18 protein-coding genes are annotated in these 22,813 nt (G+C 70.6%); 3 read left to right on the top strand and 15 right to left on the bottom strand.

Features of this window, described 5'->3' with window-relative positions:
* Window positions 1-8: 8 nt before the first annotated feature.
* Complete coding sequence (locus tag MRBLWH7_RS10950) at window positions 9-2,540, top strand: CHAT domain-containing protein (RefSeq protein WP_341994358.1); 2,532 nt, start codon at window positions 9-11, stop codon at window positions 2,538-2,540.
* A 215-nt stretch (window positions 2,541-2,755) separates the two neighbouring features.
* On the opposite strand, the gene MRBLWH7_RS10945 is transcribed toward MRBLWH7_RS10950, so the two are convergent.
* Both MRBLWH7_RS10945 and MRBLWH7_RS10940 read right to left on the bottom strand, forming a co-directional pair.
* Window positions 2,756-3,355: a LysR substrate-binding domain-containing protein gene (locus MRBLWH7_RS10945; RefSeq protein WP_341994357.1), complete on the bottom strand. Its 600-nt coding sequence runs from the start codon at window positions 3,353-3,355 to the stop codon at window positions 2,756-2,758.
* A gap of 7 nt (window positions 3,356-3,362) precedes the next feature.
* Entirely contained in the window at window positions 3,363-3,551 is a 189-nt protein-coding gene (locus MRBLWH7_RS10940; protein ID WP_341994356.1) for a hypothetical protein, read from the bottom strand.
* Between MRBLWH7_RS10940 and MRBLWH7_RS10935 the strand changes: the two genes are divergently transcribed.
* The gene (locus MRBLWH7_RS10935; protein WP_341994355.1) at window positions 3,550-3,948 is read left to right on the top strand and encodes a DUF1304 domain-containing protein; all 399 of its coding nucleotides are present in this window, start codon (window positions 3,550-3,552) and stop codon (window positions 3,946-3,948) included. The two genes, MRBLWH7_RS10940 and MRBLWH7_RS10935, sit on opposite strands and share 2 nt — an antisense overlap.
* Before the next feature lie 21 nt (window positions 3,949-3,969).
* On the opposite strand, the gene MRBLWH7_RS10930 is transcribed toward MRBLWH7_RS10935, so the two are convergent.
* The 4 genes from MRBLWH7_RS10930 to MRBLWH7_RS10915 form a co-directional block, all read right to left on the bottom strand.
* The gene (locus tag MRBLWH7_RS10930) at window positions 3,970-4,539 is read right to left on the bottom strand and encodes a thermonuclease family protein (RefSeq protein ID WP_341994352.1); all 570 of its coding nucleotides are present in this window, start codon (window positions 4,537-4,539) and stop codon (window positions 3,970-3,972) included.
* 144 nt (window positions 4,540-4,683) lie between these two features.
* Window positions 4,684-5,091 carry a transferase gene (locus MRBLWH7_RS10925; protein ID WP_159847092.1) on the bottom strand — a complete coding sequence of 136 codons (408 nt, stop codon included), beginning with the start codon at window positions 5,089-5,091 and terminating at the stop codon, window positions 4,684-4,686.
* Window positions 5,092-5,237: 146 nt separating this feature from the next.
* On the bottom strand, window positions 5,238-6,626 hold the full coding sequence (locus MRBLWH7_RS10920; RefSeq protein ID WP_341994349.1) for an aspartate aminotransferase family protein: 1,389 nt from the start codon (window positions 6,624-6,626) through the stop codon (window positions 5,238-5,240).
* Between the two features lie 32 nt (window positions 6,627-6,658).
* A complete protein-coding gene (locus tag MRBLWH7_RS10915) occupies window positions 6,659-8,212 on the bottom strand; it encodes a CoA-acylating methylmalonate-semialdehyde dehydrogenase (protein ID WP_342002020.1) in 1,554 nt (517 codons plus the stop codon).
* Window positions 8,213-8,380: 168 nt separating this feature from the next.
* On the opposite strand from MRBLWH7_RS10915, the gene MRBLWH7_RS10910 reads away from it, so the two are divergent.
* Window positions 8,381-9,964, top strand: a complete 1,584-nt coding sequence (locus MRBLWH7_RS10910; RefSeq protein WP_341994347.1) for a PucR family transcriptional regulator — start codon at window positions 8,381-8,383, stop codon at window positions 9,962-9,964.
* 5 nt (window positions 9,965-9,969) lie between these two features.
* Here MRBLWH7_RS10910 and MRBLWH7_RS10905 read toward each other — a convergent pair whose 3' ends face one another.
* The 9 genes from MRBLWH7_RS10905 to MRBLWH7_RS10865 all read right to left on the bottom strand — a co-directional run bounded on the left by MRBLWH7_RS10905 (window position 9,970) and on the right by MRBLWH7_RS10865 (window position 22,762).
* On the bottom strand, window positions 9,970-10,311 hold the full coding sequence (locus tag MRBLWH7_RS10905; protein WP_341994345.1) for a cupin domain-containing protein: 342 nt from the start codon (window positions 10,309-10,311) through the stop codon (window positions 9,970-9,972).
* Complete coding sequence (locus tag MRBLWH7_RS10900) at window positions 10,308-11,738, bottom strand: FAD-dependent oxidoreductase (RefSeq protein ID WP_341994343.1); 1,431 nt, start codon at window positions 11,736-11,738, stop codon at window positions 10,308-10,310. The genes MRBLWH7_RS10905 and MRBLWH7_RS10900 overlap by 4 nt, the downstream gene beginning before the upstream one ends.
* Before the next feature lie 112 nt (window positions 11,739-11,850).
* A complete protein-coding gene (locus MRBLWH7_RS10895; RefSeq protein ID WP_341994340.1) occupies window positions 11,851-12,408 on the bottom strand; it encodes a cysteine hydrolase family protein in 558 nt (185 codons plus the stop codon).
* A gap of 28 nt (window positions 12,409-12,436) precedes the next feature.
* Window positions 12,437-13,357: an ABC transporter permease gene (locus tag MRBLWH7_RS10890; RefSeq protein WP_341994339.1), complete on the bottom strand. Its 921-nt coding sequence runs from the start codon at window positions 13,355-13,357 to the stop codon at window positions 12,437-12,439.
* The gene (locus MRBLWH7_RS10885) at window positions 13,354-14,304 is read right to left on the bottom strand and encodes an ABC transporter permease (protein WP_341994337.1); all 951 of its coding nucleotides are present in this window, start codon (window positions 14,302-14,304) and stop codon (window positions 13,354-13,356) included. Before MRBLWH7_RS10885 ends, MRBLWH7_RS10890 begins: the two co-directional genes overlap by 4 nt.
* Window positions 14,297-15,481, bottom strand: coding sequence for an extracellular solute-binding protein (locus MRBLWH7_RS10880; protein WP_341994335.1), 1,185 nt, complete (start codon window positions 15,479-15,481; stop codon window positions 14,297-14,299). Before MRBLWH7_RS10880 ends, MRBLWH7_RS10885 begins: the two co-directional genes overlap by 8 nt.
* Before the next feature lie 120 nt (window positions 15,482-15,601).
* The gene (locus MRBLWH7_RS10875) at window positions 15,602-16,798 is read right to left on the bottom strand and encodes an ABC transporter ATP-binding protein (protein ID WP_342002017.1); all 1,197 of its coding nucleotides are present in this window, start codon (window positions 16,796-16,798) and stop codon (window positions 15,602-15,604) included.
* Window positions 16,799-17,106: 308 nt separating this feature from the next.
* Window positions 17,107-17,895, bottom strand: coding sequence for a DNA-formamidopyrimidine glycosylase family protein (locus tag MRBLWH7_RS10870; protein ID WP_341994333.1), 789 nt, complete (start codon window positions 17,893-17,895; stop codon window positions 17,107-17,109).
* Window positions 17,888-22,762, bottom strand: coding sequence for a DEAD/DEAH box helicase (locus tag MRBLWH7_RS10865; protein WP_341994331.1), 4,875 nt, complete (start codon window positions 22,760-22,762; stop codon window positions 17,888-17,890). The genes MRBLWH7_RS10870 and MRBLWH7_RS10865 overlap by 8 nt, the downstream gene beginning before the upstream one ends.
* Between the last annotated feature and the right edge of the window lie 51 nt (window positions 22,763-22,813).

The following is a 22,813-nucleotide window of genomic DNA, read 5'->3' as shown; positions in this document are numbered from 1 at the left end:
GATCCGGCGTGGCCCGCAGGCGCTCTTGGCGCCATGATTGCTCCATGGGGACTCGTATCGACGCGGGGGCTTCGTATGCCCGCGGCGTCGAGCTCGCCAATCTCGGTCGCTACGCAGACGCGCGGCGTGTGCTCGCCGAGGCGAGCACGGCAGCCGAGCGCGACGGCGACCGCAACCTGATGGCGCGCATCGTGGGCACGACCGCGTACGTGCTCGCGCGCACCGGAGACGTGGATGCCGGCGAGCGACTGTGCCTCGAGGCGCTCCGTCAGGGTGGGCTGGACGACGTGACGATCGCGCAGCTGCACGGTCAGCTCGGCGCCCTCGCGCTGGAGCGTGGCCTCCTCGACGATGCCGCCGCATGGCTCGATAAGAGCATCAGCGGGCTCCGGGACGAGCCGGTGCGACAGGCGAACATGAGGATCAATCGCAGCCTCGTCGACATGCAGCGCGGTCAGCTCGAGACCGCGATGGCCGACCTGGCGGCAGCCGAGCATGCGTACCGCGAGGCCGGCATGACCACCGAGGCGAACCTCGCCGTGCACAACCGCGGATACACCTTGATGCTCGCGGGCGATCTCGTCGCCGCTCTGCAGACGATGCAGTCCGTGCGTGAGCCACTGGACGGCGAGTCGGCGATGTGGGCTGCCGTAAACGAGCTGGACCGCGCGGAAGTGCTGCGGGAGGCCGGACTCGTGACGGAGGCGGAGCGAAGCCTTGCGGCGGTGTCGGAAGCCTTCGGACGCCATCGCGCGCCGCGCGATCGCGCCACGGCCGACTACAACCTCGCCCGCTCCCTGCTCAGTCACGACCCCGCCCGGGCGGCGCGTGCAGCGGCCGCCTCTGCGCGGCGCTTCGCCGCGATCGGGAGTCCGGGCTGGGCGGTGCGCGCCGAGGCGATCGGACTGCGTGCGCGTCTCACGCTCGGGCGCGTCGACCGCACCGGTGGCCCGGTGCGGGCGGGGCGGCGGCTGCCCCCGCGCACGAAGGTGTCCGACGTCACCGCCGCTCTCCAGGCTCACGGATTCGGCTCCGAGGCGGAAGCGCTCAGGCTCACAGACGCGCTGGCCAGGCTCCGGACGGACCGGCGTGCTGCACTGCCGGTGGCGCGGGTCGGGCGTCGCACGCCGCTCGAGGTCGGGCTCCTTGCGCACGAATTGCGTGCAGCGACCGCCGCCGTCGAGGGGCGAGAAGCGGACACCCGGCGCCACGCGGCCGCCGGTCTTGATCTTCTCGACCGCACCCGCCGTGCCGTGGGGAGTCTCGATATCCAGGTCTCCGCCTCGATGAGAGGGGCCGGGCTGATCACGACAGGCCTGGCATCGGCGCTCCGGTCTGGAGATCATGCCGCGGTCTTCGAGTGGTCGGAGCGAGCACGTTCGGTCAGCGGATCCTTTCCGCCGCTGCGCCCGCCGCCTGACCCCGAGCTCGCGGCCGATCTGGCCGAGCTGCGCGTGCTGCGGACTGCGGCGCCCGACGGCGACTGGCTGGCGACCCCACGGGCGGCTCTGCTCAGCGACCGCGCCCGTCAGCGGCAGTGGTCGCAGACAGCCGCCGGCGAGCTGCGAGTCCGTGCGAGTCTCCGTGACGCGATCGCTGAACTGGGCGCCGGCGATGTGCTCGTGTCCTACGTGTTCGACGGCGTCGAGCTCGCTGCGCTCGCCGCCTCTCCACAGAGCACGCAGCTGGTCCGGCTGGACTGGGCTGCCGCCCGATCGGCGCTGAGGGGTCTGCGCGCCGACCTCGACATGGCCGCAACGGTCACCGCCGGACCGATGGCAGCGGTGGTGCGCCGCGGGCTCGACGAGCGGCTCGCGACGTTGTCCCGGATCCTGTGCGCACCCGTCGGCGCACTCTCGGGAGCTGAGCGGATTCTGATCACGGCGGCGGGCATCCTCGCCGGAGTCCCATGGATGATGCTCCCGGGAATCGTCCATCGCCCGGTTTCGGTGGCGACCTCGGTGACCGCCTGGATCGCGCAGCGTTCGCGCGCGGCTCGTGCTCCGAGCATCGCCGGCTTCGCCGTCGGGCCGCGCGTCGCTCGCGGAGAGGAGGAGGTGTCCGCGGGTTCCGCAGCATGGAGTCGTGCGGCGGTGAAGACCGGGGGCGACGCGACGGTCACCGAAGTCACCGCTCTCGCCTCTCAGGTGGACGTTCTGCATGTGGCCGCGCACGGTCGGCATGCGCTGGACAACCCGATGTTCTCTGGCCTCGAACTCGCCGACGGAACCCTGTTCGGGTACGACATCGATCTGATCCCACGCGTTCCCTCAACCGTCGTCCTCTCTGCGTGCGAAGTGGGTCGCTCCTCCGTGAGATGGGGCGAGGAAGCGTTGGGCATGACGCGGATCTGGCTCCATGCCGGCGCTCGCAGCGTGATCGCGGCACCTGTCATCGTCGCCGATGACGCCGCGTGCGAACTCCTCGCCGCGATGCACGAGGGGCTCGCCGCGGGCGTCGCGCCGTCGGAGGCGCTGGCCGCAGCATCCGTTCGCACCGGCATCGTGGCCCCCTTCCAGGTGCACGGCGCCGGCTTCTGAGATTTCCCACTTTCGTGTATCAGGACGGATGCTGCGTGCTCCTGGTCATCGGAACGGCTTGCGCTTCACCGACCGGGGTCGGGGGAGCGGCCGAGAAGACCGACGCGGGACGCAGAATCGATTGCAGGTCTTCGTCGCCGATCCTCGAGGGGTGCTGCACAGGACTGGGGGCGGCACCCCTCACTCTCGCGCTCTCGCCGTGGGAGCCCCGGATCTCAGCCGCGCGACGAGTTCGCCGTGCGGCCGCGCACGATACCGACGAACGCCTCGACCGCCGGGGTGGTCCGCTCGGCGTCCCACGCGAGGGCGACCGTCGAGATCGGGCCCCCGCTCAAAGGGCGGTACTCGACGTCCTTTCGGTGATGCAGCCGCGCCACCGACATCGGCACCACGACGATCCCCACGCCCGCGGCGACGGTCGCGATCGCCTCGCCGGTGTCGGCGGGGGCGTCGAACCGTGGCGCAACCGTGCCGGGAAGATGGAGGTCGAGCACGGCGTCCTGCGGAACGATCAGCACCTCGCCCACGAGGTCGGCGGCGTCGAGTTCCTCATCGGCCGCGGTGAGGTGCGAATCCTTCGCGCACACGACCACCGGGACCTCGTCGTACAGCGGGATGACGTGGAGGCCGTCCTGGTCGATCGGCAGCCGGACGATGGCCGCGTCGACCTCGCCGCCCTGGAGCGCCCACCGCTGATCGGCGACGGCCAGCGGCACGAGTTCGAGGCGGGTCTGCGGCATCCGTTCGTTCCAGATGTCGATCCACTTGCCGGGGGTCGCACCCGGGATCGCGCCGAGCGTGAAGACCGCGGGCATGGGGGGCTCAACGGGTGGGGTCGGCGACGGGCCGGGCGACGGCTGCGGCCGCCGGGTCTTCGCGGTCTTCGGCTTCGAGGACGACCCGGATGCTGCGCCCGGACGCCTGCCCGATGCGCCGCGTCCTCGTCCGCCTGTGCGCGACCCGCCCTTCGCCATGCTGTTCAGCGTAGCCGGGGCGATATGGTTCGCTCATGGTGACGATTGTGGCTACGGTCTTCGCGGCGCTCGCAGCGCTTCTTCACGTCTACATCTTCGTGATGGAGAGCGTCCAGTGGACGCAGCCGAAGATCTGGAAGCGGTTCGGCGTCGCAGATCAGGCGGCCGCCGACACGACGAAGCCGATGGCGTACAACCAGGGCTTCTACAACCTGTTCCTCGCCATCGGGGTCGTGATCGGGCTCGTGCTGATCTACGCCGGTGCAGACGGCTCGCCGATGGCTGCCGCGGGGCTCGCACTGGTGCTGTTCAGCCTCGGTTCGATGGTCGCCGCCGCACTCGTGCTGCTGACGTCGGGGCTGCGATACCTGCGTCCCGCGCTCATCCAGGGCACGCTTCCGCTCATCGGCTTCGTGCTCTTCCTGTTCGCCTGACCGGCGCGTTCTCCCGACGGCTCAGCCGCACGCCCCCCACTGCCCGGCAGCCGCGGTGACGGCCGCGGCCTCGAGCGAGCGCAGCAGCGACTCCTCAGCCCGGTTCGGCGAATAGACCTCCACTCGCGCGTCGCCCTGCGCGACGAGCTCGCCGTTCACGAAGCGGCCGTCGGGCGTCCAGATGTAGAGGAGCGTCCTGCCGTACTGGTCGTGCACCTCGACGTCGGCGGCGACCCAGATCGTCGATCCCACGGGGACGAGCGACGTCAGCTTCGCCGTCGCCTCCGCGCCCCAGCAGTCGGCTTCGGGGGAGATCTCGGGGGTGTCGATTCCCAGAAGGCGCACGCGCGTGGACTCGAGATCGCCGACGACGGCGTTCGGCACCGCGACGCGAGCGCGCAGCGTGTCACCGTCGTGGACGCTCTCGACCGTCATCTCGAACGCGTCGGCAGGGATCGCCGGCATCGTGGCGGCAGTGCCCGGCGCGGTCGGTGCGACCTCCACGGAGGCGTCATCGCGCCCGATGAACCACCAGTACGCCGTGCCCGCGAGGACGAGCACCAGGATGCCGAGGACGACGCGTCTGACCACGACGCGAGCCTAGGCGGTGGCGACGACGTGACGCCTCCGGTGCCACGACACGCGGGTTCGTCGCGCGCATTCCGCGTGTTGCGGCCCTCGAGGAGCCCTGGCCGACGTTGGTGTGGGCGTCGGGCGGGCGTCAGGCCGACGGCGTCAGGCGGCCAGGCGCAGCCCTCGCTTGTCGGTGGCGACGCGCTCGCCGTCGGCGATCGTCTCGTCGTCGCCGATGAGCGAGCCTCCGGCCACACGGGCGTCGTGCCCCACCTGGGTGCGCACCCCGATCTTGGCGCGCGGGCCGATGGCTGCGCGCGGCCCGATGTGGGCATGCGGTGCGATCTCGGCGTCGGGCCCGATGACGGCATCCGTCTCGACCCACACGCCACGGCCGACGTGCGCGCCTGCGGCGATCTGCACGCCCGGTTCGACATACGCCCCCGCTTCGACGATGGCGCTCGGGTGCACCTTCGCTCCATGCGCGATGAGGCCACGACCATTGACGTGCTTGCGGTAGCGCAGCGTCTCGCCCTGGTCGTTCTCGATGTCGATGTAGTTCTTGCCCACGTTCCCCTCCTGGAGCAGCACATGGTGCTGAGTACAGGAATAACGGTGGGCCGGGGTGATTCATTCCCGCGCATCGGAACGATTCGGTCTCGGGCGCGTGACGACCCCGCGTCCTCGGTGGACGCGGGGTCGGAAAGGGGCGCTGATCAGCGCGTGACGTACTCGTCGGCGGCTGAGAGGGCACGGTCGATGATGTCGATGCCGCGCACGAGTTCGTCCTCGGTGATCACGAGCGGAGGCGCCACGTGCACGCGGTTGAAGTGCGTGAAGGGCCACAGGCCGTCGCGCTTGCACGCCGCGGCGACCGCGGTGATGGGTGCGGCATCCGTTCCGCTCGCGTTGAACGGCACGAGCTGCTCGCGGGTCTCGCGGTCCTTGACGAGCTCGATCGCCCAGAAGAGGCCCATTCCCCGCACATCGCCGATGGACGGATGCCGCGACGCGAGGTCGCGCAGGCGCGGTTCGACGACCCGCGAACCGAGGTCGCGCACGCGCTCGAGGATGCCGTCGCGCTCGAACACCTCGAACGTGGCGACGCCCGCCGCGCACGCGAGCGGGTGGCCCGAGTACGTGAGCCCGCCGGGGAACGACACGGTGTCGAAGTGGGACGCGATGCGATCCGAGATCACGACGCCGCCGAGCGGCACGTAACCCGAGTTCACGCCCTTCGCGAACGTGATCAGGTCGGGCTGCAGGTCGAACGCCTGGAACGCGAACCATTCGCCCACCCGGCCGAACCCGACCATGACCTCGTCGGCGATGTACACGATGCCGTAGCGGTCGCAGAGCTCGCGCACACCGGCGAGGTACCCGGGCGGCGGCACGAGCACACCGTTGGTGCCGACGATCGTCTCGATGATGATCGCCGCGATCGTCGTCGCACCCTCGAGCACGACGGTCTGCTCGAGGTGCTCGAGCGCCCGCTGCGTCTCCTCCTCGACGCTCGACGAGTGGAACGCCGAACGGTACGGGTAGGGGCCGAAGAACTTCGCGGTCGAGCCGTCGGCCGGCTCGTTCGGCCAGCGGCGCGGGTCGCCGGTCAGCGAGATCGCGGTCGTGGTGTTGCCGTGGTAGCTGCGGTACATCGACAGCACCTTGCGACGGCCGGTCACGAGGCGCGCCATGCGCACGGCGTTCTCGTTGGCGTCGGCGCCGCCGTTCGTGAAGAACACCTTCTCGAACCCGTCGCCCGCGACCTCTGCGATGCGCCGGGCCAGCTCGCCGCGCACGTCGTTCGCCATGGACGGCTGGATCGTCGCGAGACGGCCGGCCTGGTCCTGAATGGCGCGGACGAGATCCGGATGCTGATGCCCGAGGTTGAGGTTCACCAACTGCGAGCTGAAGTCGAGGTAGGCGGTGCCGCTGTAGTCCCAGAACGTCGACCCTTCGCCCGCCGCGATGGGCAGCGGATCGATGAGCGCCTGCGCGCTCCACGAGTGGAAGACGTGGCCGCGGTCGTCCGCGCGCACGCGGGCGTCGCCTTCGGGGTCGGGGAGCGCGCGGGAGGCGTCGATGAGAGCGAGTGTGTCTGTCATGCGGGGGAGTCCTCTCAGGATCGAGGGTCGGGTCAGTTGTTCTGGGGGAAGCCGAGGTTGATGCCGCCGTGGCTGGCGGGGTCGGCCCAGCGGCTGGTGATGGTTTTCTCGCGGGTGAAGAAGTCGAAGCCGTGGACGCCGTAGGCTTTCGCGTCGCCGAACAGGGAGGCCTTCCAGCCGCCGAAGGAGTGGTACGCGACCGGGACGGGGATGGGCACGTTGATGCCGATCATGCCGACCTGCACCTCGTTCTGGAACCGGCGGGCCGCGCCGCCGTCGTTGGTGAAGATCGCGGTGCCGTTGCCGAACCGGCCGGAGTTGATCAGCTCCAGCCCCTCGTCGTAGGACTGCACGCGGACCACGGACAGCACCGGTCCGAAGATCTCCTCCCGGTACGCCTTGCTGGTGGTGGGGATGTCGTCGATCAGGGTGGGGCCGAAGAAGAACCCGTCCTCGTGCCCGGCCACCGTGCAGTCGCGGCCGTCGACGACGATGGTGGCGCCATCGGCTTCGGCGATGTCGACATACTCGGAGACCTTGTTCCGGTGGAGGTCGGTGATCAGCGGTCCCATGTCGGGCTCGACACCGTCCACCCCCGCCCCGTTGCCGATCGTGAGCCGGCTGATGCGGTCGGTGATCTTGCCGATGAGGTCGTCGGCGACCGGTTCCACGGCGAGCACGACCGAGATGGCCATGCAGCGTTCCCCGGCGGCACCGTACCCGGCGTTCACGGCCTGGTCGGCGACCAGGTCCAGATCGGCGTCGGGGAGCACCAGCATGTGGTTCTTCGCACCACCCAGCGCCTGCACCCGCTTGCCATGCTTCGACGCGGTCTCGTAGATGTACTGCGCGATCGGGGTGGACCCGACGAAGCTGATCGACTGCACCACCGGGCTGGTGAGCAGCCCGTCCACGGCGAGCTTGTCGCCCTGCAGCACCGTGAACACCCCGTCCGGCAGGCCCGCTTCCTGCCACGCCGCGGCCAGCCACAACGCCGCCGACGGGTCCTTCTCACTGGGCTTGAGGACCACCGCGTTGCCCGCGGCGATCGCGATCGGCACGAACCACAACGGCACCATCACCGGGAAGTTGAACGGGCTGATCACCCCTACCACCCCGAGCGGCTGCTTCAGCGAGTACACATCGATCCCGGTCGACGCGTTCTCACTGAACGCGCCCTTGATCAGATGCGGGAACCCGCACGCCAGCTCCACCACCTCCTGACCCCGCAGGATCTCCCCCATCGCGTCCGAGAGCACCTTGCCGTGCTCCGCCGTCACGATCTCCGCCAACTCCCGCTTGCGGGCGTTCAGGATCTCCCGGAACGCGAACACCACGCTCTGCCGCCTCGCGATCGAGTACTGGCTCCACACCTGGTAGCCGGCCTCGGCCGACGCGATCGCCGCACCGATCTCCACCTCATCCGCCAACGCCACCCGCGCCGACACAACACCGGTCGCCGGGTTGAACACCGGCGCCGTCCGACCCGACGACGACCCACGCTCCGCCCCATCGATCCAATGCGAGACGACACGGACGTCGGCATCCATGCCGGTCGTGGCGACAGTGCTCTCGGTGATGCTCATGAGTGGCTCCTTCTCGGCGTCGGACAGATCGTGCGGCGATCCTCTAGGCTTGACAGGTCCCAGCCTGTCAGAGAAGAAGAGGCGGCCAAGGTGCCCGACCGTCGCGAAGATCGGACGATCCACACGGATCGTCCGGCAGATCGATCCGCAGATGAGATCCTCCCGACCGTGCGCGAAGTGATCGCGCTCGACGCGGTCGCGCAGGGTGTCCCCGAAGTGCTCGTCGGCGACGACGCGCTCGATGCGCGCGTGCGATGGCTGCACGTGTCCGACAGCGCGGGCGTCGCGCGGCTGCTCAACGGCGGCGAACTGCTGCTGTCGACCGGCTCGTCGTGGCCGGTCGAGCCCGGCGAGCTGCGTCGGTTCATCGACGAGCTCGCTGACGCAGGACTCTCCGGCCTCGTGCTCGAGCTGGGCACGCACTATCGCTACGTCCCCGCGGTGGTCGTCGAGGCCGCTCGCGAACGCGGCCTCGCCCTCGTCGTGCTCCACCGCGAGCTCAAGTTCGTGACGGTCACCGAGGCCGTCCACAGTCGCATCATCACGGGGCAGACCGACGCGCTGCGCGCCCGCGACGAGGTGCGCGAGCGCTTCACGGCCCTGGTGCTGCGCGGATCGCCCGCGGACTTCATCGTCCACCAGCTCGCGCAGACGCTCGGCGCGCCCATCGTGCTCGAGAACCTGGGCTACGAGGTCGTGGCCGCCGAGGTCCCCCTCGCGATGGAGGAGGAGCTCTTCACCGAGTGGGAGCTGCGGTCGCGCTCCGCACACCGGCGCTCGGAGCAGCGCCGCGAGCGCGACATCCCGGCCGGTGCGGACGACTGGCTGATCGTCCCGGTCGAGGCGCGCGGCATCCGTTGGGGGAATCTCATCGCACTGCCCGGACCGGAGCACGCCGCCGGGCGCACTGCCGTGCTCGAGCAGGGTGCGATCGCCCTCGCGGTCGGCCGGCTCGCGGACGGCGATGCCGACGAGTGGGCGCGTATCGGCCGGCGGCGTCTGGTGGATGGACTGCTCGCCGGCCGCTTCGCCGGGGTCGGCGGCGCTGCCGCTCGTCTCGAGGCCGCCGGCCTTCCGTTACGAGGAGCCAAGCTGTACGGGCTGGTCGTGTCGGGAGCGCCGGTCGCGGCGGAGCGAGCGGATGTGGCAGCTCGCACCCTGCGAGGGCGCGCGCTGGCGGGCTCGGCGCCGGCGGGCGTCGCCGCCCCTGCGGCGACGATGCTGGTCTCGCTGCCGCCCGACGCCGTGTTCGACGATGCCGCTGTGGTCGAATTCGTGCGCGCGCTCGTCGACGCCGGCGACGTGGAGCGCGTCACGGTGTCGGTGGGGCGCGGCGCGGAAGGCATCGATGCGGCGCTCGCCTCGGTGCACGAGGCGGTGGATCTCGCTGGCGGCCGACGGCGTCGCCCAGGACGCGGTCCGCACCTGCGGCGCGCCGAGAACCGCCCGCTCGTGCAGCTGGTGACCGCCCTGCGCGACGACCACCGCGTGCTCGAGCACGGCGAGCGGATGCTGGCACCGCTGATCTCCTACGACCTGTCTCGCTCGGGCGACCTGCTCGACGTTCTCGAGGCGATGCTCGCTCACCCGGGCAACCGCACGGCGGCGGCCGGCGCGTCCCACCTGTCCCGGTCGGTGTTCTATCAGCGGATCGCCCTCATCGAGGAGCTGCTCGGCGCCGATCTCGACGACGGCGAGACCCAGACCGCGCTGCACCTGGCGCTGCTGGTACGGAGGTCGGCAGGACGCTGAAGGGCTCAGCCCGTGATGTAGACCTTGCGGAGCGTCTCGCGCACCGTCCACACCGTGCGCATGCCCGCCGTCAGGCGTGCCACCGACCCTGCGCGGAGCTCGATCGGCTCGAGCGCGGGATCGTCGAACGACACCGTCGCCGAGCCCGAGAGCACGACGAAGACCTCGTCCGCTTCGACGTCGCTCGACGCGCCCGGGGTGTGCTCCCACACGCCGATCTCGGCGCCGCCGAACTCCCCGAGCTGGGCGAACCCGGTGGCGGGCGAGCCGTCGACCACCTGGTCGGCGCGGAGCGGTTCGCACTCGAGCGCGAGGGACGCGGCATCCGTCACGATTGCGGGCTTCACGAGTCGAATCCCAGGCCCAGCGCATCGAGCGTCTTCAGCAGGAAGTTGCGCTTGCCCTTGTTGTGGTCGGCGCGGTCGAGCGACCAGCGGGTCGCGTTGATGCCCATCGACGCGGCGGGCTCGGGCGGGAACGGGAGCGGCCGCTTGCGGACCATCTCGAGCTCGGTGCGTTCGTTCTTCACGCCGTCGAGCAGATCCAGCATGACCTCGCCGGCGAAGCGGGTCGATCCGACACCGAGTCCCGTGAAACCGGCCGCGTACGCGACCCGGCGGTCCCGGGCGGTGCCGAAGAACGCCGTGAACTGGGTCGAGGTGTCGATCGCGCCCGCCCACTCATGCGTGAAGCGCAGCCCTTCGAGCTGCGGGAAGGTGGTGAAGAAGTGACTCGCGAGCTTGGCCCAGGTCTCAGGCCGGTTCTCGTACTCGGCGTTCATCTTGCGGCCGTACCGGTAGATCGCGTCGTAGCCGCCGAACAGGATCCGGTTGTCCTTGGTGATCCGGTAGTAGTGGAACTGGTTCGCCATGTCGCCGATGCCCTGGCGGTCCTGCCAGCCGATCGAGTCGAGCTGGGCGCCGGTGAGCGGCTCCGTCATGAGCACGTAGTCGTAGACGGGGACCGTCATGAGCCGGTTGCGCTTGATGAGCGACGGGAAGACGTTCGTGCCGAGCGCGGCACGGGACGCCTCCACCCGCCCGTCGGGGGTGATCACGACCACACCGGGTCCGCTCGTGTCGAGCCCGGTGACGTGCGAGCGCTCGAAGATCACGACGCCGCGCTCCTCGCAGACGCGAGCGAGCTCGGCGGCCATTCGCGCGGGGTGGACCATGCCGCACGCGTTCTTCTCCCAGACCGCGGCGAGGTACGTGGGGGAGTGGACGGATGCCTGGGCTTCGGCCTGATCGAGATAGACCACGCCCTCCTCGCCCTCGGCGGCCCACTCCTTCAGCCACTCCACCTGGTGCGGCTCGACGGCGGGAGCAAGCTGTCCCGTGCGTTCGAACTGGAAGTCCATGCCGAAGCGGGCCTCGGACGCCTCGATCGCATCGAGGTTCTCATGCCCCAGGCGGTCGAGAGCAGGCATCTCCTTGGGCCAGCGGGCCATGCCGTTCTCGTGGCCGTGGGTGAGGCTGGCCTCGCAGAAGCCGCCGTTGCGACCGGACGCCGCCCACCCGACACGCTGCGCCTCGACGACGACGACCTTCGCATCAGGGTCGCGCTCGGTGGCGAGGAGCGCCGTCCACAGCCCGGTGTAGCCGCCGCCGACGACGACCAGGTCGGCGCGGTGCGTGCCGACGAGCGCGGGTCGATCGGGCAGGAGGCTGTCGGGAAGGTCGTCGCGCCAGAACACCGAGTGCCTCGTCTCGGCGAGGGCGTGCTGGACGACGGATGCTGCCGGCCGCTGTCGTTCGAAGACGGTCGTGCCCACGGTTATCAACTCCGATGCGGTGTGTGGTGCTCCCATCCTCACCCGTCGGGCGGGTCGATGCGGGCGTGGCGTGTCGGAAGTTGTCCGGCGGGCCGGACAGGTTGTCGCGGTGTCAGCCGGCGACGAGTTCGCCGACCAGCGCATCGACGTCGGCGACGCGGGCGTAGGTGCCGTCGAGCGCCGCCATGAACGCGAGGTGCACCTGGACGCCCGGTACGGTGCGGCCATCGTAGGCGAGGTCGGGTGCGGCGCACGCATCCTGTGCGACCGCGATGCGGAAGCCGAGATCGGACGCCGCGCGCACGGTGGCGTCGACGCACATGCTCGACATCATCCCGGCGACCACGATCTCGTCGGCATCCGCTGCGCGCAGCAGCGACTCGAGCCCGGTGCCGAGGAACGCGTTCGGCTCGTGCTTGACGATGACGTGCTCCTCGCCGTCGGGCGCGACGCGCGGATCGAATTCGACCCCGGGGGTTCCGGGGGCGAAGAACGCGGCATCCGGTCCGTCCCACACGTGCTGCACGTGCACGACACGCTCACCCGATGCACGGAATCCAGCGAGCAGTCGCGCGGCGGCATCCGCGGCGGCATCCGGGTCGACGAGCGGATGCCGCCCTCCCGGAAAGTAGTCGCGCTGAATGTCGATGAGGAGCAGGAGTCGGGTCACCGCAACAGCATAGGGTCGCGCAACCGGATCAGCCGCCCGTCATCGTGCGGGCGATCTGCGTCGCGGAGTCGCCCGCCCGCTTGAGCACGAGCGCCACCAGAGCGAGGGCGACGAGGGTCAGCACGAGCATGATCGTCGACACCGCGGCGATCTCGGGGCGCAGACCGGTCCGCAGCGCACTCAGCACATAGACGGGCCACGGCGTCGTGCCCGACACCTGCACGAACGCGGCCACGATGGTGTTGTCGAGACTCAGCGTGAATGCCAGCAGGAAGCCGGCGAGCACCGCGGGCATCGCGAGGGCGAGCGTGACCCGGCGGAAGGTGGTGAACGGCTTGGCGTAGAGATCGGCGGATGCCTCCTCCAGCTGCGCGTCCTGACCCACCAGCCGGGCGCGCACGATGTACGACACCACGGCCGTCGCGAACAGCGACGATCCGACCGACAGACGCACGATGCCGTCGTTGAACATCGTGATCCCGACGTCTTGTCCGAGGAACACCATGAAGGGCAGGAGGGCGACCGCGTCGACGATCTCGGGGGTCACCGACACCAGGAGCAGGAGCCCGAGGAACCACCACACCCATTTGCCGGGATGCCGTGCCATGGCGATGCCCGCGAGGGTCCCGAGGACCGTCGCGATGATCGCCGCGATCAGCGCGGTGATGAGCGATACGCGCACGGCGTTCTGGATCGCCGGCTTCACGAGGATCGAACCGAAGGCGTCGAAGCCGAAGCCGTCCCACACGGCGAGCAGGCGGCCGGTGTTGAACGAGTGGACGACGATCACGATGATCGGCAGGAACAGGAAGAGCATGACGAGCACGCCCCACACGCCGAAGGCGATGTCCGACCACCACCTGTGCGCGCGCCGGCGCGGCGCGGCACCGGGACGAGCCTCGCGCGTCTCGGCCTGCAGGATCGTCTCGGTCTCGGTCTGCGTGGTCACGTCGTCACCTCCAGCGCCGCTGCGGGCGCAGCATCCGTCTCCGCAGTTTCGGGAACCGGCCCCAGGACCAGCCGGTTGCGCGAGCGGAACGGCTGTGCGACGAGCCAGATGACCACGGCGCACACCCCGATCGCGACCATGATCAGGAGCATGAGCAGCACGGCCATGGCCGATCCGAGGGCCCAGTTCTGCGCGGTCTGGAACTGTCCCGCGACGAGCTGGCCCACCATGTTGCCCTTCGCACCGCCCAGCACCGTCGCGGTGATGTAGTCGCCCATCAGCGGGATGAACACCAGCAGCACGCCGGCGACGATGCCCGGCTGCGACAGCGGAAGCGTCACGCGGAAGAAGGTCGTGATCTTGCCGGCGCCCAGGTCCTTGGATGCCTCGCGCAGCGCCGGCCCGACCCGATCGAAAGCCACGAACAGCGGGAGGATCATCAGCGGCAGGTAGTTGTAGACGACGCCGATGATCACGGCGGTGCGCGTGTACAGCAGCTCGAGCGGCCCGTCGAGCACGCCGATGCCCTGAAGCAGTGTCGAGAGCCATCCCTCGGGGGCGAGGATCACCTGCCAGCCGATGGTCCGGACGAGGAAGTTGGTCCAGAACGGCACGAGGACGAGGGCGATCAGGATGCCGCGGCGCTGCGGCTTGACCTTGAAGGCCATCCAGTACGCCACCGGCGCCCCGATCGCGAAGCAGAGCACCGTGCCGATGATCCCCACCCACAGCGTGTTCTGGAAGGTCGCGAGGAACGTCGGCGAGATGGCCTCGATGTACCGGTCGAACGACAGGATGTCGTTGGCGTGGGTGCCGAAGACGCCGGGCTTGTAGCCGAAGCTGAACCACACGACCATGGCGACCGGCGCGACGAAGAACACCAGCAGCCACGCCCACGCCGGTCCGGCGAGGGCGGGACCGACCGCGCCGGCGGCGCGATTACGCACCGGCGGCAGCCTTCACCTCGTTGTAGATCTCCACGCGGGTGCTCAGCGAGTCGTTGAGCACCTGCTCGTGCATGCTCTCGAGCTGTTCGGGAGTGAAGAAGATCATGTCGAGACGCTCCACCTCGGCTTCCTCGGCCGCCGCCTGCATGTCTTTGCCGCCGACGTTGTAGCCGACCCACTCGAGGTTCAGCAGCTGGTTCTCAGGGGTCATCGCGAAGTTGATGAAGGCGTGAGCCGCCTCGGGGTGGGTCGCCCCGGTCGCGATCGCCCAGTTGTCCATCCAGAGCTCCGTCTGCGGGCCCGGCAGCACCCATTGCCAGCGGTCAGGCTCGGACGACTCCTGGATGCCCAGTCGCGCGTCGCCGTTCCAGGCCATGAGCAGGGCATGGGTGCCCTGCGGAATCGTGTTGGCGCCCGCCGCGGAGTCGAAGGCCGCGACATGGGGAGCGATCTTCTCCACGAGGAAGGCGCGAGCCGCCTCGAGCTCGTCGGGGTCGTCGGTGTTCCAGTCCAGGTCATTGGCCCAGAAGTACGAACCGACGACGCCGGCAGGGTCGTCCGACATCGCGGTCTTGCCGCTCGCCTCGTTCTGGGCGGCGTCGAAGTAGTCGGCCCACGTGGTGAGTTCGCGGGTGATCACGGTCTTGTCGTACACGTAGCCCGTCGTGCCCCACGCCTTGCAGATCGAGTAGTCGTTGCCCGGGTCCCATGCGCGGCCGAGGAACGCCGGGTCCATGTTCGAGAGGTTGGGCAGCAGCTCCTTGTTGAGCTTCTGCAGGAGTCCCTGCTCGATCATCTGCGGAATGAAGACGCCCGTGGGTACGACGATGTCGTAGCCCGATGTGCCCTTCGCCGCGACGAGCTTGGCGATGAGCTCCTCGTTCGATCCGTAGGAGTCCAGCGTGACCTTCGGCCCGAGCTCGGCGGTGAACGCTTCGACGACCTCGGGCGCGTCGTACTCGGCCCATGTGTACACCGACAGGCTGTCCTCGAGGGCGCCTCCGGTCGCCTGCGGGGCGGGGGAGCCGCTGCCGCCGGGAGCGCAGGCGGCCAGCACGGTGGCGCCGCCGGCCAGCGCGGCGAGGCTCAGGAACCGGCGACGCGACAGCTCGCGCGCGATGAGGGGCGCGGCGCCCTCGGGAGCGAGGATGCGGAGCGGGGTGCGAGGCTGAGTCATCGGGTACTCCTGAATTCGAGAACGGGAGCCGGGCGAGCGGATGCTGCGGCTGCGGGCGGGCGTCGGACTGCGGGTGGTGCGTCGGGCAAGCGGGTCGTGCGTCGGGTCTGGATGGTGCGGTCAGGCGGTCGGAGGTGCGATGTAACCACCCTGCTTCGCCGCGTCGTCGTCGGCGGCGGGGAACAGCAGTACGTGGTGCGCCGCCCACGTGCACACGACGGCGTCGCCGATGGAGAGCGCGGGCGCGTCGGGCGTCGGGCGTCGCACGATGAGGCTCTGGTCCGGCCCGAGCTGTACGAGGAACTGCATCGTGTCGCCGAGGTGCGACACCCCGATCAGCTCGCCGCGCGCGGTGTTGGCCTCGGGTAACGCCTCGGCCGCCGCGCCCGCCGGGGCGTCCTTCTCGATGCGGATGAACTCGGGGCGCACGGCCGCCTCGCCGAGGTTCGTGGCAGTGAGCACGGGTGAGGTGGCGCGCACCAGCGCGTACGGCGAGGTGATCGCCGCCCCTGCCTCGGCGGCGGGGCCACGGAAGAAGTTCTGCTGTCCGACGAACGCCGCGACGTACGCCGAAGCGGGGCGTGCGTAGACGGTGTCGGCGTCGGCGAGCTGTTCGATCCGGCCGGCACGCATGATCGCGATGCGGTCGCTCATCGACAGTGCCTCGCCCTGGTCGTGCGTCACGAAGACGAAGGTGATGCCCAGGCGTGACTGCAGCAGCTTGAGCTCGAGCTGCATCTCCTCGCGCAGCTGGCGATCGAGCGCACCGAGCGGCTCATCGAGCAGCAGCACCGCGGGACGGTTCACCAGCGCACGGGCCAGCGCGATGCGCTGCTGCTGACCGCCCGACAGCTGCGTCGGCTTACGATCGCCGAAACGGCGCATCTGCACCATGTCGAGCGCCTGCGTGACGCGCTCGCGTACCTCGGCCTTCGGGGTGCGGCGCTGCTGCAGCCCGTATGCGACGTTCTCGGCGACCGACAGGTGCGGGAACAGGGCGTAGGCCTGGAAGACGGTGTTGACGTCACGCTTGTACGGCGGCGCGGCGAGCACCGAGCGACCGGAGATGCGGATGTCGCCGGCATCCGGGTGCTCGAATCCCGCGATCATCCGCAGCGTGGTCGTCTTGCCGCAGCCCGACGGCCCCAGAAGCGAGATGAACTCGCCCGGCTGGACCTGGAGCGACAGGTCGTCGACGGCGAGCTGTTCGCCGTAGTACTTCGTGATCCCCGACAGGACGACGGCTCCGCGCACGCCCTCGCCGTCGGTGGGAACGTGCTCCGCCGTCGCCTGCGCTGCGGCCGTGCCTGTGGACATCGTCACCTCGTGAGGGTCCTTCTGATCGCCGGTCGCGCCACTCTGCACGGCCTATCGGGTGTGGAGGTATTCAATATGGCGATGTGGGCACCCGCAACGGATCGAAGACCGAACCGGACGATTCTGTTCGGCGGCAGCGGCCGGTGAGACAGATCGTCCGGCGTTGTGTAACGCCCAGGGAACCGCGCGGTTTCACCGGAGACACGAACGCGGGGGACGGATGCTGCAGCCCGGGGCGACACTTCGTCCGCCGCGCATCGTGATCAAAGCGTGCTGAAACCCGAGCCCATGCCCCCTGGGATCCGGGCTCAGCGCTGACAGGTGGGGCACCAGAAGACGATGCGGTCTCGCGTCGGATCGGCGCCGAGGCTCCCACCCTCGATCAGGGTGCCGCAACGACGGCACGGGCGGCCTTCGCGACGGTACACCCACGTCGACCGACCGGGGCGGGCGTCACCGGTGAAGGTGCGGCCGGACCGGTTGCGGTTCGCGCGGATCATGCGGGCGCCGAGATCCACGATGGCGGCGGCATCCGTCTCATTCGCCGGTGTCGTGGGGAGGACACCGCGGACGAAGAGGATCTCGTTCGCGTACTCGTTGCCGAAACCGGCGATGTTGCGCTGGTCCTGCACGGCGACGTGCACCGCGCGGGTGTCGGCGGCCAGGCGCCGCGCGGCCTCCTCGGGGTCCCAGGAGTCGGAGAGCGGATCAGGGCCGAGGTAGCCCACCAGCTCGTCTTCGGCTGTCGTGGGCACGAGCTTGATCTCGGCGAGGTCGAAACCGACGGTCTCCCACTCCGTGCCGTCGGGTGCCGTCGCGCCGATGATCGCCCGGGCACGGAACGCCGGTGCGTGCCAGCGCTCGCCGCGACGGTAGACGTGCCACTCGCCCTCCATCTTGAGATGCGTGTGGAGCGTCCACGAACCGATGCGATGCAGGAGGTGCTTGCCGCGCGAGACGACATCGTGCACGACCTCGCCGCGCAGATCGACCGTCGCCAGCTGAGGAACGCGCAACTCGAAGCGCGTCACGGTCGCGCCGGCGAGAGCCGAGTCCAGTCGCCGGGCGGCGCGGAAGACGGTGTCGCCCTCAGGCACGCGCGCCCGCCCTGTCCTCCGGTCCCTGAGCCTGTCGGAGGGCGTCGCCCGCCGTCAGGCGGCGCAGCGTCAGCCCGCGCGGGGACTCGACGAAGCCGGCGTCGCGGAGGGTCTTGCCCACGAACGTGCCGTACACGAACGCGCCGTTCACCTGCTCGATCGTGAGGGTGTCGAGGCGCCGCGCGCGAGCCGTCGCCGCGAGATCGCGGGTGGCGGCGGCCAGCGCCGCCTCGTCGCCGGTGAAGGCGAGTGCGGACTTGCCGCCGCGCTCGAGGTACAGCGTGAGCGCGCCGTCGACGAGCACGACGAGGGCGCCGGCTTTGCGACCGGGGCGGTGCGACACACCCTCGAGCGCGGGCCAGGCGAGCGCAGCCCCGTAGGGGCTGGCCGGGTCGGTCGCCGCCAGCGTGACCGCCCGGAGCGGTGGCGGATCGGAGAGGCCGGCGAACTCGCGCAGCCGGTCGACGGTGGCCGACGCCGCGAACTGCGCCGCGCCGAGCTTCTCGATCACGTAGCCGCGGCGGCAGTGACCGGCCTCCTCGAAGCCGGCGAGCACGCGGTACGTCTGGGCGAATCCACCGGGCACCCCCTCGGATTGCACCGCCCCGCGCGTCACCACGCCGTAGCGGTCGAGGAGGAGGCTCGCCGTCGCGGTCGCCCGCACGGCGGCGTCGGGCTCGGCGGCGGGCAGCAGCGACCATCGGCCGCCGATCGCGGGCGGACGCGCGGGGACGGATGCTGCCACCGCCCGCACCGCCGCGCCCCGGTACAGCCGGGCCCGGGGTGTCCGGCGGCTCACGCGGTGGGCCTGCGATCCGCCCGAGACGAGCGCCCGCACCGGCGCGAAGGTGTCGTTGGTCACGAGACCCGACCACGTCAAGCGCCACAGTGCGTCGACGACGGACTGCTCGTTCTCGGCACCGGTGGTCTGGCGCAGCTGGGCGGCGAAGTAGGCACCGCCTCCGCCGAGCGCGGACAGCAGCTGGGCGTCGAGGGATCCCGGGACGACCTCCTCGCCCTCGTCAGGGAGGGCGAGCGTGAGGGGTACCGCGTCGGCCGGGTGAAGTGCGATCCAGCCGTCGCGGCCAGGAAGGCTGCCGTGGCCCGACCACACCACCTCCCCGGTGGCGGTGAGCTCATCGAGCATGCCAGGGGTGTAGTCGGCGATGCGTGCCGGGAGCACGAGCGACTCCCACGCGCTGGCCGGGATCGGCACCCCCGCGAGCTGCTCCACCACCGCCGCGACGCCGTCGATGCCCTCGAGGGGACGCGTGACATGCTGCCACACGGGCAGGAATCGTGCGTACGCGTGCTGCGGCACCGGCTCGACGCTGCCGCGGATCGCGGCGAGCGAGCGCATGCGCAGCCGGCGCAGGACCTCCGTGTCGCACCAGTCCGCCTCGTCGGCGCGTGCCGTCGTCGAGGACTCGGGCAGGAAGAACCCGCTCGTGACACGTCCCTGAGACTCGAGTCGCTGCAGCGTGAGGCGCGCGACCGCCACGCCGACGCCGAGACGGTCGGCCGCAGCATCCGCCGTGAAAGGACCGTGGGTGCGCGCGTACCGCGCCACCAGGTCGCCGAGCGGGTCGGCCACGGGCTCGAGGAACGCGGTGGGGATGCCGACGGGCAACGCCGCGCCGAGCGCATCGCGCAGCCGTCCGGCGTCTTCGATCGCGGCGACGCGGGTGATGCCCCCGATCGTGACGGGGATCGCGCGCCGCGCGGAGATGAGGGCGTCCAGATGCGCGGATGCCTCGGCCTCGTGGTCGAGGCCGTTCGATGGTTCGGCGCGTCTCGACTCTGCGTTTCGACTCGCAGGCTCGCTCAACGACCGCGTTTCTCGCTTGCTCACCGACCGGGCAGCAGGGGCCGGCTCGAGACGCGCCGCGATCTCGGCCGCGTCGAGCGGACCGAGCAGGCGCAGGAGGTCGGCGACGCCCTCGAGCCCGCGCGCCCGGCGCTCGGGATCGAGCCGCTGCGCCTCGCGCTCGAACTGGGCGATCACGTCGGGGTCGAGGAGTTCGCGCATCTCGATCTTGCCGAGCAGCTCGGACAGCAGCGCCGGATCGACGGAGAGGGCCGCGGCGCGGCGCTCCGCCAGCGGCGAGTCGCCCTCGTACATGAACGCGCCGACGTAGCCGAACAGGAGATCGCGCGCGAACGGCGACGGCTGGGCGGGCTCCGTCTCGATGAGACGGATGCGGCGCTCGCCGATCCCGCGCATGAGACGCAGGAGCGACGGCACGTCGTAGACGTCCTGCAGGACCTCGCGGAGGGTCTCGAGGATGATCGGGAAGGTCGGGTAGCGCCGGGCGACTTCGAGCAGCTGCGCCGACCGCTGGCGCTGCTGCCACAGCGGCGTGCGCTTGCCCGGGTTGCGGCGGGGCATCAGCAGCGCGCGGGCAGCGCACTCGCGGAATCGCGAGGCGAACAAGGCGGAGCCGCCGACCTCCTCGGTCACGATCTGATCGAGTTCGTCAGGGTCGAAGACGAAGAGGTCCGCGCCCGGGGGCTCGGCCGTGGCATCCGGGATCCGGGCGATGATGCCGTCGTCGCTCGCGACCGCCGACCCGTCGACGCCCAGCCGCTCGCGGATGCGCGCGTTCACCGCAAGCGCCCACGGCGCATGCACCTGCATGCCGTACGGCGAGTGCAGGATCACGCGCCAGTCGCCGACCTCGTCGCGGCCGCGCTCGACCGTGAGCTGGCGGTCGGTCGGAAGGGTGCCGGTGGCCTCGCGCTGCTCGGCGAGGTAGGCCAGCAGGTTGTCTTGCGCGAACTCGTCGAGGCCCGCCTCGCGCAGTCGCGACTCGGCCTTGTCGGGCTTCGCCGCCGACACCTCTCGCGAGAACCTGCCGAGCGCCTCGCCCAGCTCGGCGGGACGGCCGATGCCGTCGCCGTGCCAGAACGGGACCTTGCCCGGCTGCCCGAACGCGGGCACCACGTTCACGCGGTCGTGTGTGATCTCGACGATGCGCCAGCTCGTCGTGCCCAGGGTGAAGACGTCGTTGACGCGTGACTCGTAGACCATCTCCTCATCGAGCTCGCCGACGCGCGCGTTCTGCGATTCGCCGGCGATGAAGACGCCGAAGAGGCCGCGGTCGGGGATCGTGCCGCCGCTCGTCACGGCGATGTGCTGTGCGCCGGGGCGCCCGGTCAGCACGCCGAGATCGCGGTCCCAGATGACACGGGGACGGAGCTCGGCGAACTCGTCGGACGGGAACCGGCCGGCGATGAGGTCGAGCGTCGCCTCGTAGGCGGACCGCGGGAGCGAGCGGAACGGCGCGCTGCGCTTGAGCGTCTCGTACCAGCCTTCGACGTCGACGGGGCCGACGGCGGCGGCGGCCACGGTCTGCTGCGCGAGGATGTCGAGCGGGTTCTGCGGGATGGCGATCGCCTCGATCTCACCCGCGAGCATGCGCTCGGTGACGATCGCGGTGTGGAGCACGTCGCCGCGGTGCTTCGGGAACAGGGCGGCCCGGCTCACCTCGCCGACCTGGTGACCGGCGCGGCCGATGCGCTGCAGGCCCGAGGCGGCGCTCGGCGGCGCCTCGACCTGGATCACGAGGTCGACGGCGCCCATGTCGATGCCGAGCTCGAGGCTCGACGTCGCCACGACGCAGCGCAGGGCGCCGGACTTCAGCTCCTCCTCGACCTGCGCTCGCTGCTCCTTCGACACCGACCCGTGGTGCGCCTTCGCGAGCACCGGGTCGGCGCCCGCCGTCGCGCCGGCCTGCGCCATCATGGCGGCGGGTACGGTCTGGTCGGGCAGATCGAGGCCGAGGCGCTCGGAGTAGATCTCGTTCAGCCGGCCGGTCAGGCGCTCGGCGAGGCGTCGCGAGTTGCAGAACACGATGGTCGAGCGGTGCAGCAGGATGCGGTCGACGATCGCCTCCTCGACGTGCGGCCAGACCGACCCCGTCATCTCTGTCTCGCCGGCGCCGGTAGCCCGCGGTCCCGAGCCCGTCGACTGACCGTCGGCGAACCAGTCCTCGTCGATCGGCTCATCCGCAGCGCCGGGCGCTTCCCACGCGCCGTCACCCTCGGACGTGAACGGGCTCGGCGGCGGAGGCGGGTTCAGCATGTCGCCGATGGGCACGACGACCTTCATGTCGAACGCCTTGCTCGCACGCGGTGCGACGATCTCGACGGGCTCCGCACCGCCGAGGAACCGCGCCACCTCGTCGATCGGGCGCACCGTCGCCGACAGCCCGATGCGCTGAGCCGGTGCGCCGTCGGGGACGAACGAACGGCGCAGCGCGTCGAGGCGCTCGAGACTCACGGCCAGGTGCGCGCCGCGCTTGGTGGCCGCTACGGCGTGCACTTCGTCGACGATCACCGTGTGCACGTCGCGCAGCGTCTCGCCCGCCCGACTCGTCAGCATGAGGTACAGCGACTCGGGCGTCGTGATGAGGATGTCGGGCGGCGTCTGCACCAGCTTGCGCCGGTCGCCCGCGGGCGTGTCACCCGACCGAACGCCGACCGTCACGTCGGGCACGGTCAGCCCGAGGCGCCGCGCCGACTGCCCGATCCCCACCAGGGGCGAGCGGAGGTTGCGCTCGACGTCGACGCCGAGGGCCTTGAGGGGCGAGATGTAGAGGATCCGGGTGGCGGGGGCCGCAGCATCCGTCCGCCGCTTCCTGCCTTCAGGGGCCGGCGGCGTCGTGGCCTTGTCGTGGAACACGCGGTCGATCGCCCAGAGGAAGGCCGACAGCGTCTTGCCGGAGCCCGTCGGCGCGACCACGAGCGCGTGCTTGCCCGCGGAGATCGCCTGCCACGCGCCCTTCTGGGCGTCGGTGGGCGCGTGGAATGCGCCGCGGAACCAGTCCTGCGTGGCAGGACCGAACCGCTCGAGGACGTCGCCCATCACTCCATCTTGGTCGCGATCACCGACATCGGGCCAGGTTCCGTCCAGGAC

The organism is Microbacterium sp. LWH7-1.2 (genome assembly GCF_038397755.1).
Lineage (GTDB): Bacteria > Actinomycetota > Actinomycetes > Actinomycetales > Microbacteriaceae > Microbacterium.
This window is presented reverse-complemented; position numbering and strand designations above follow the sequence as displayed.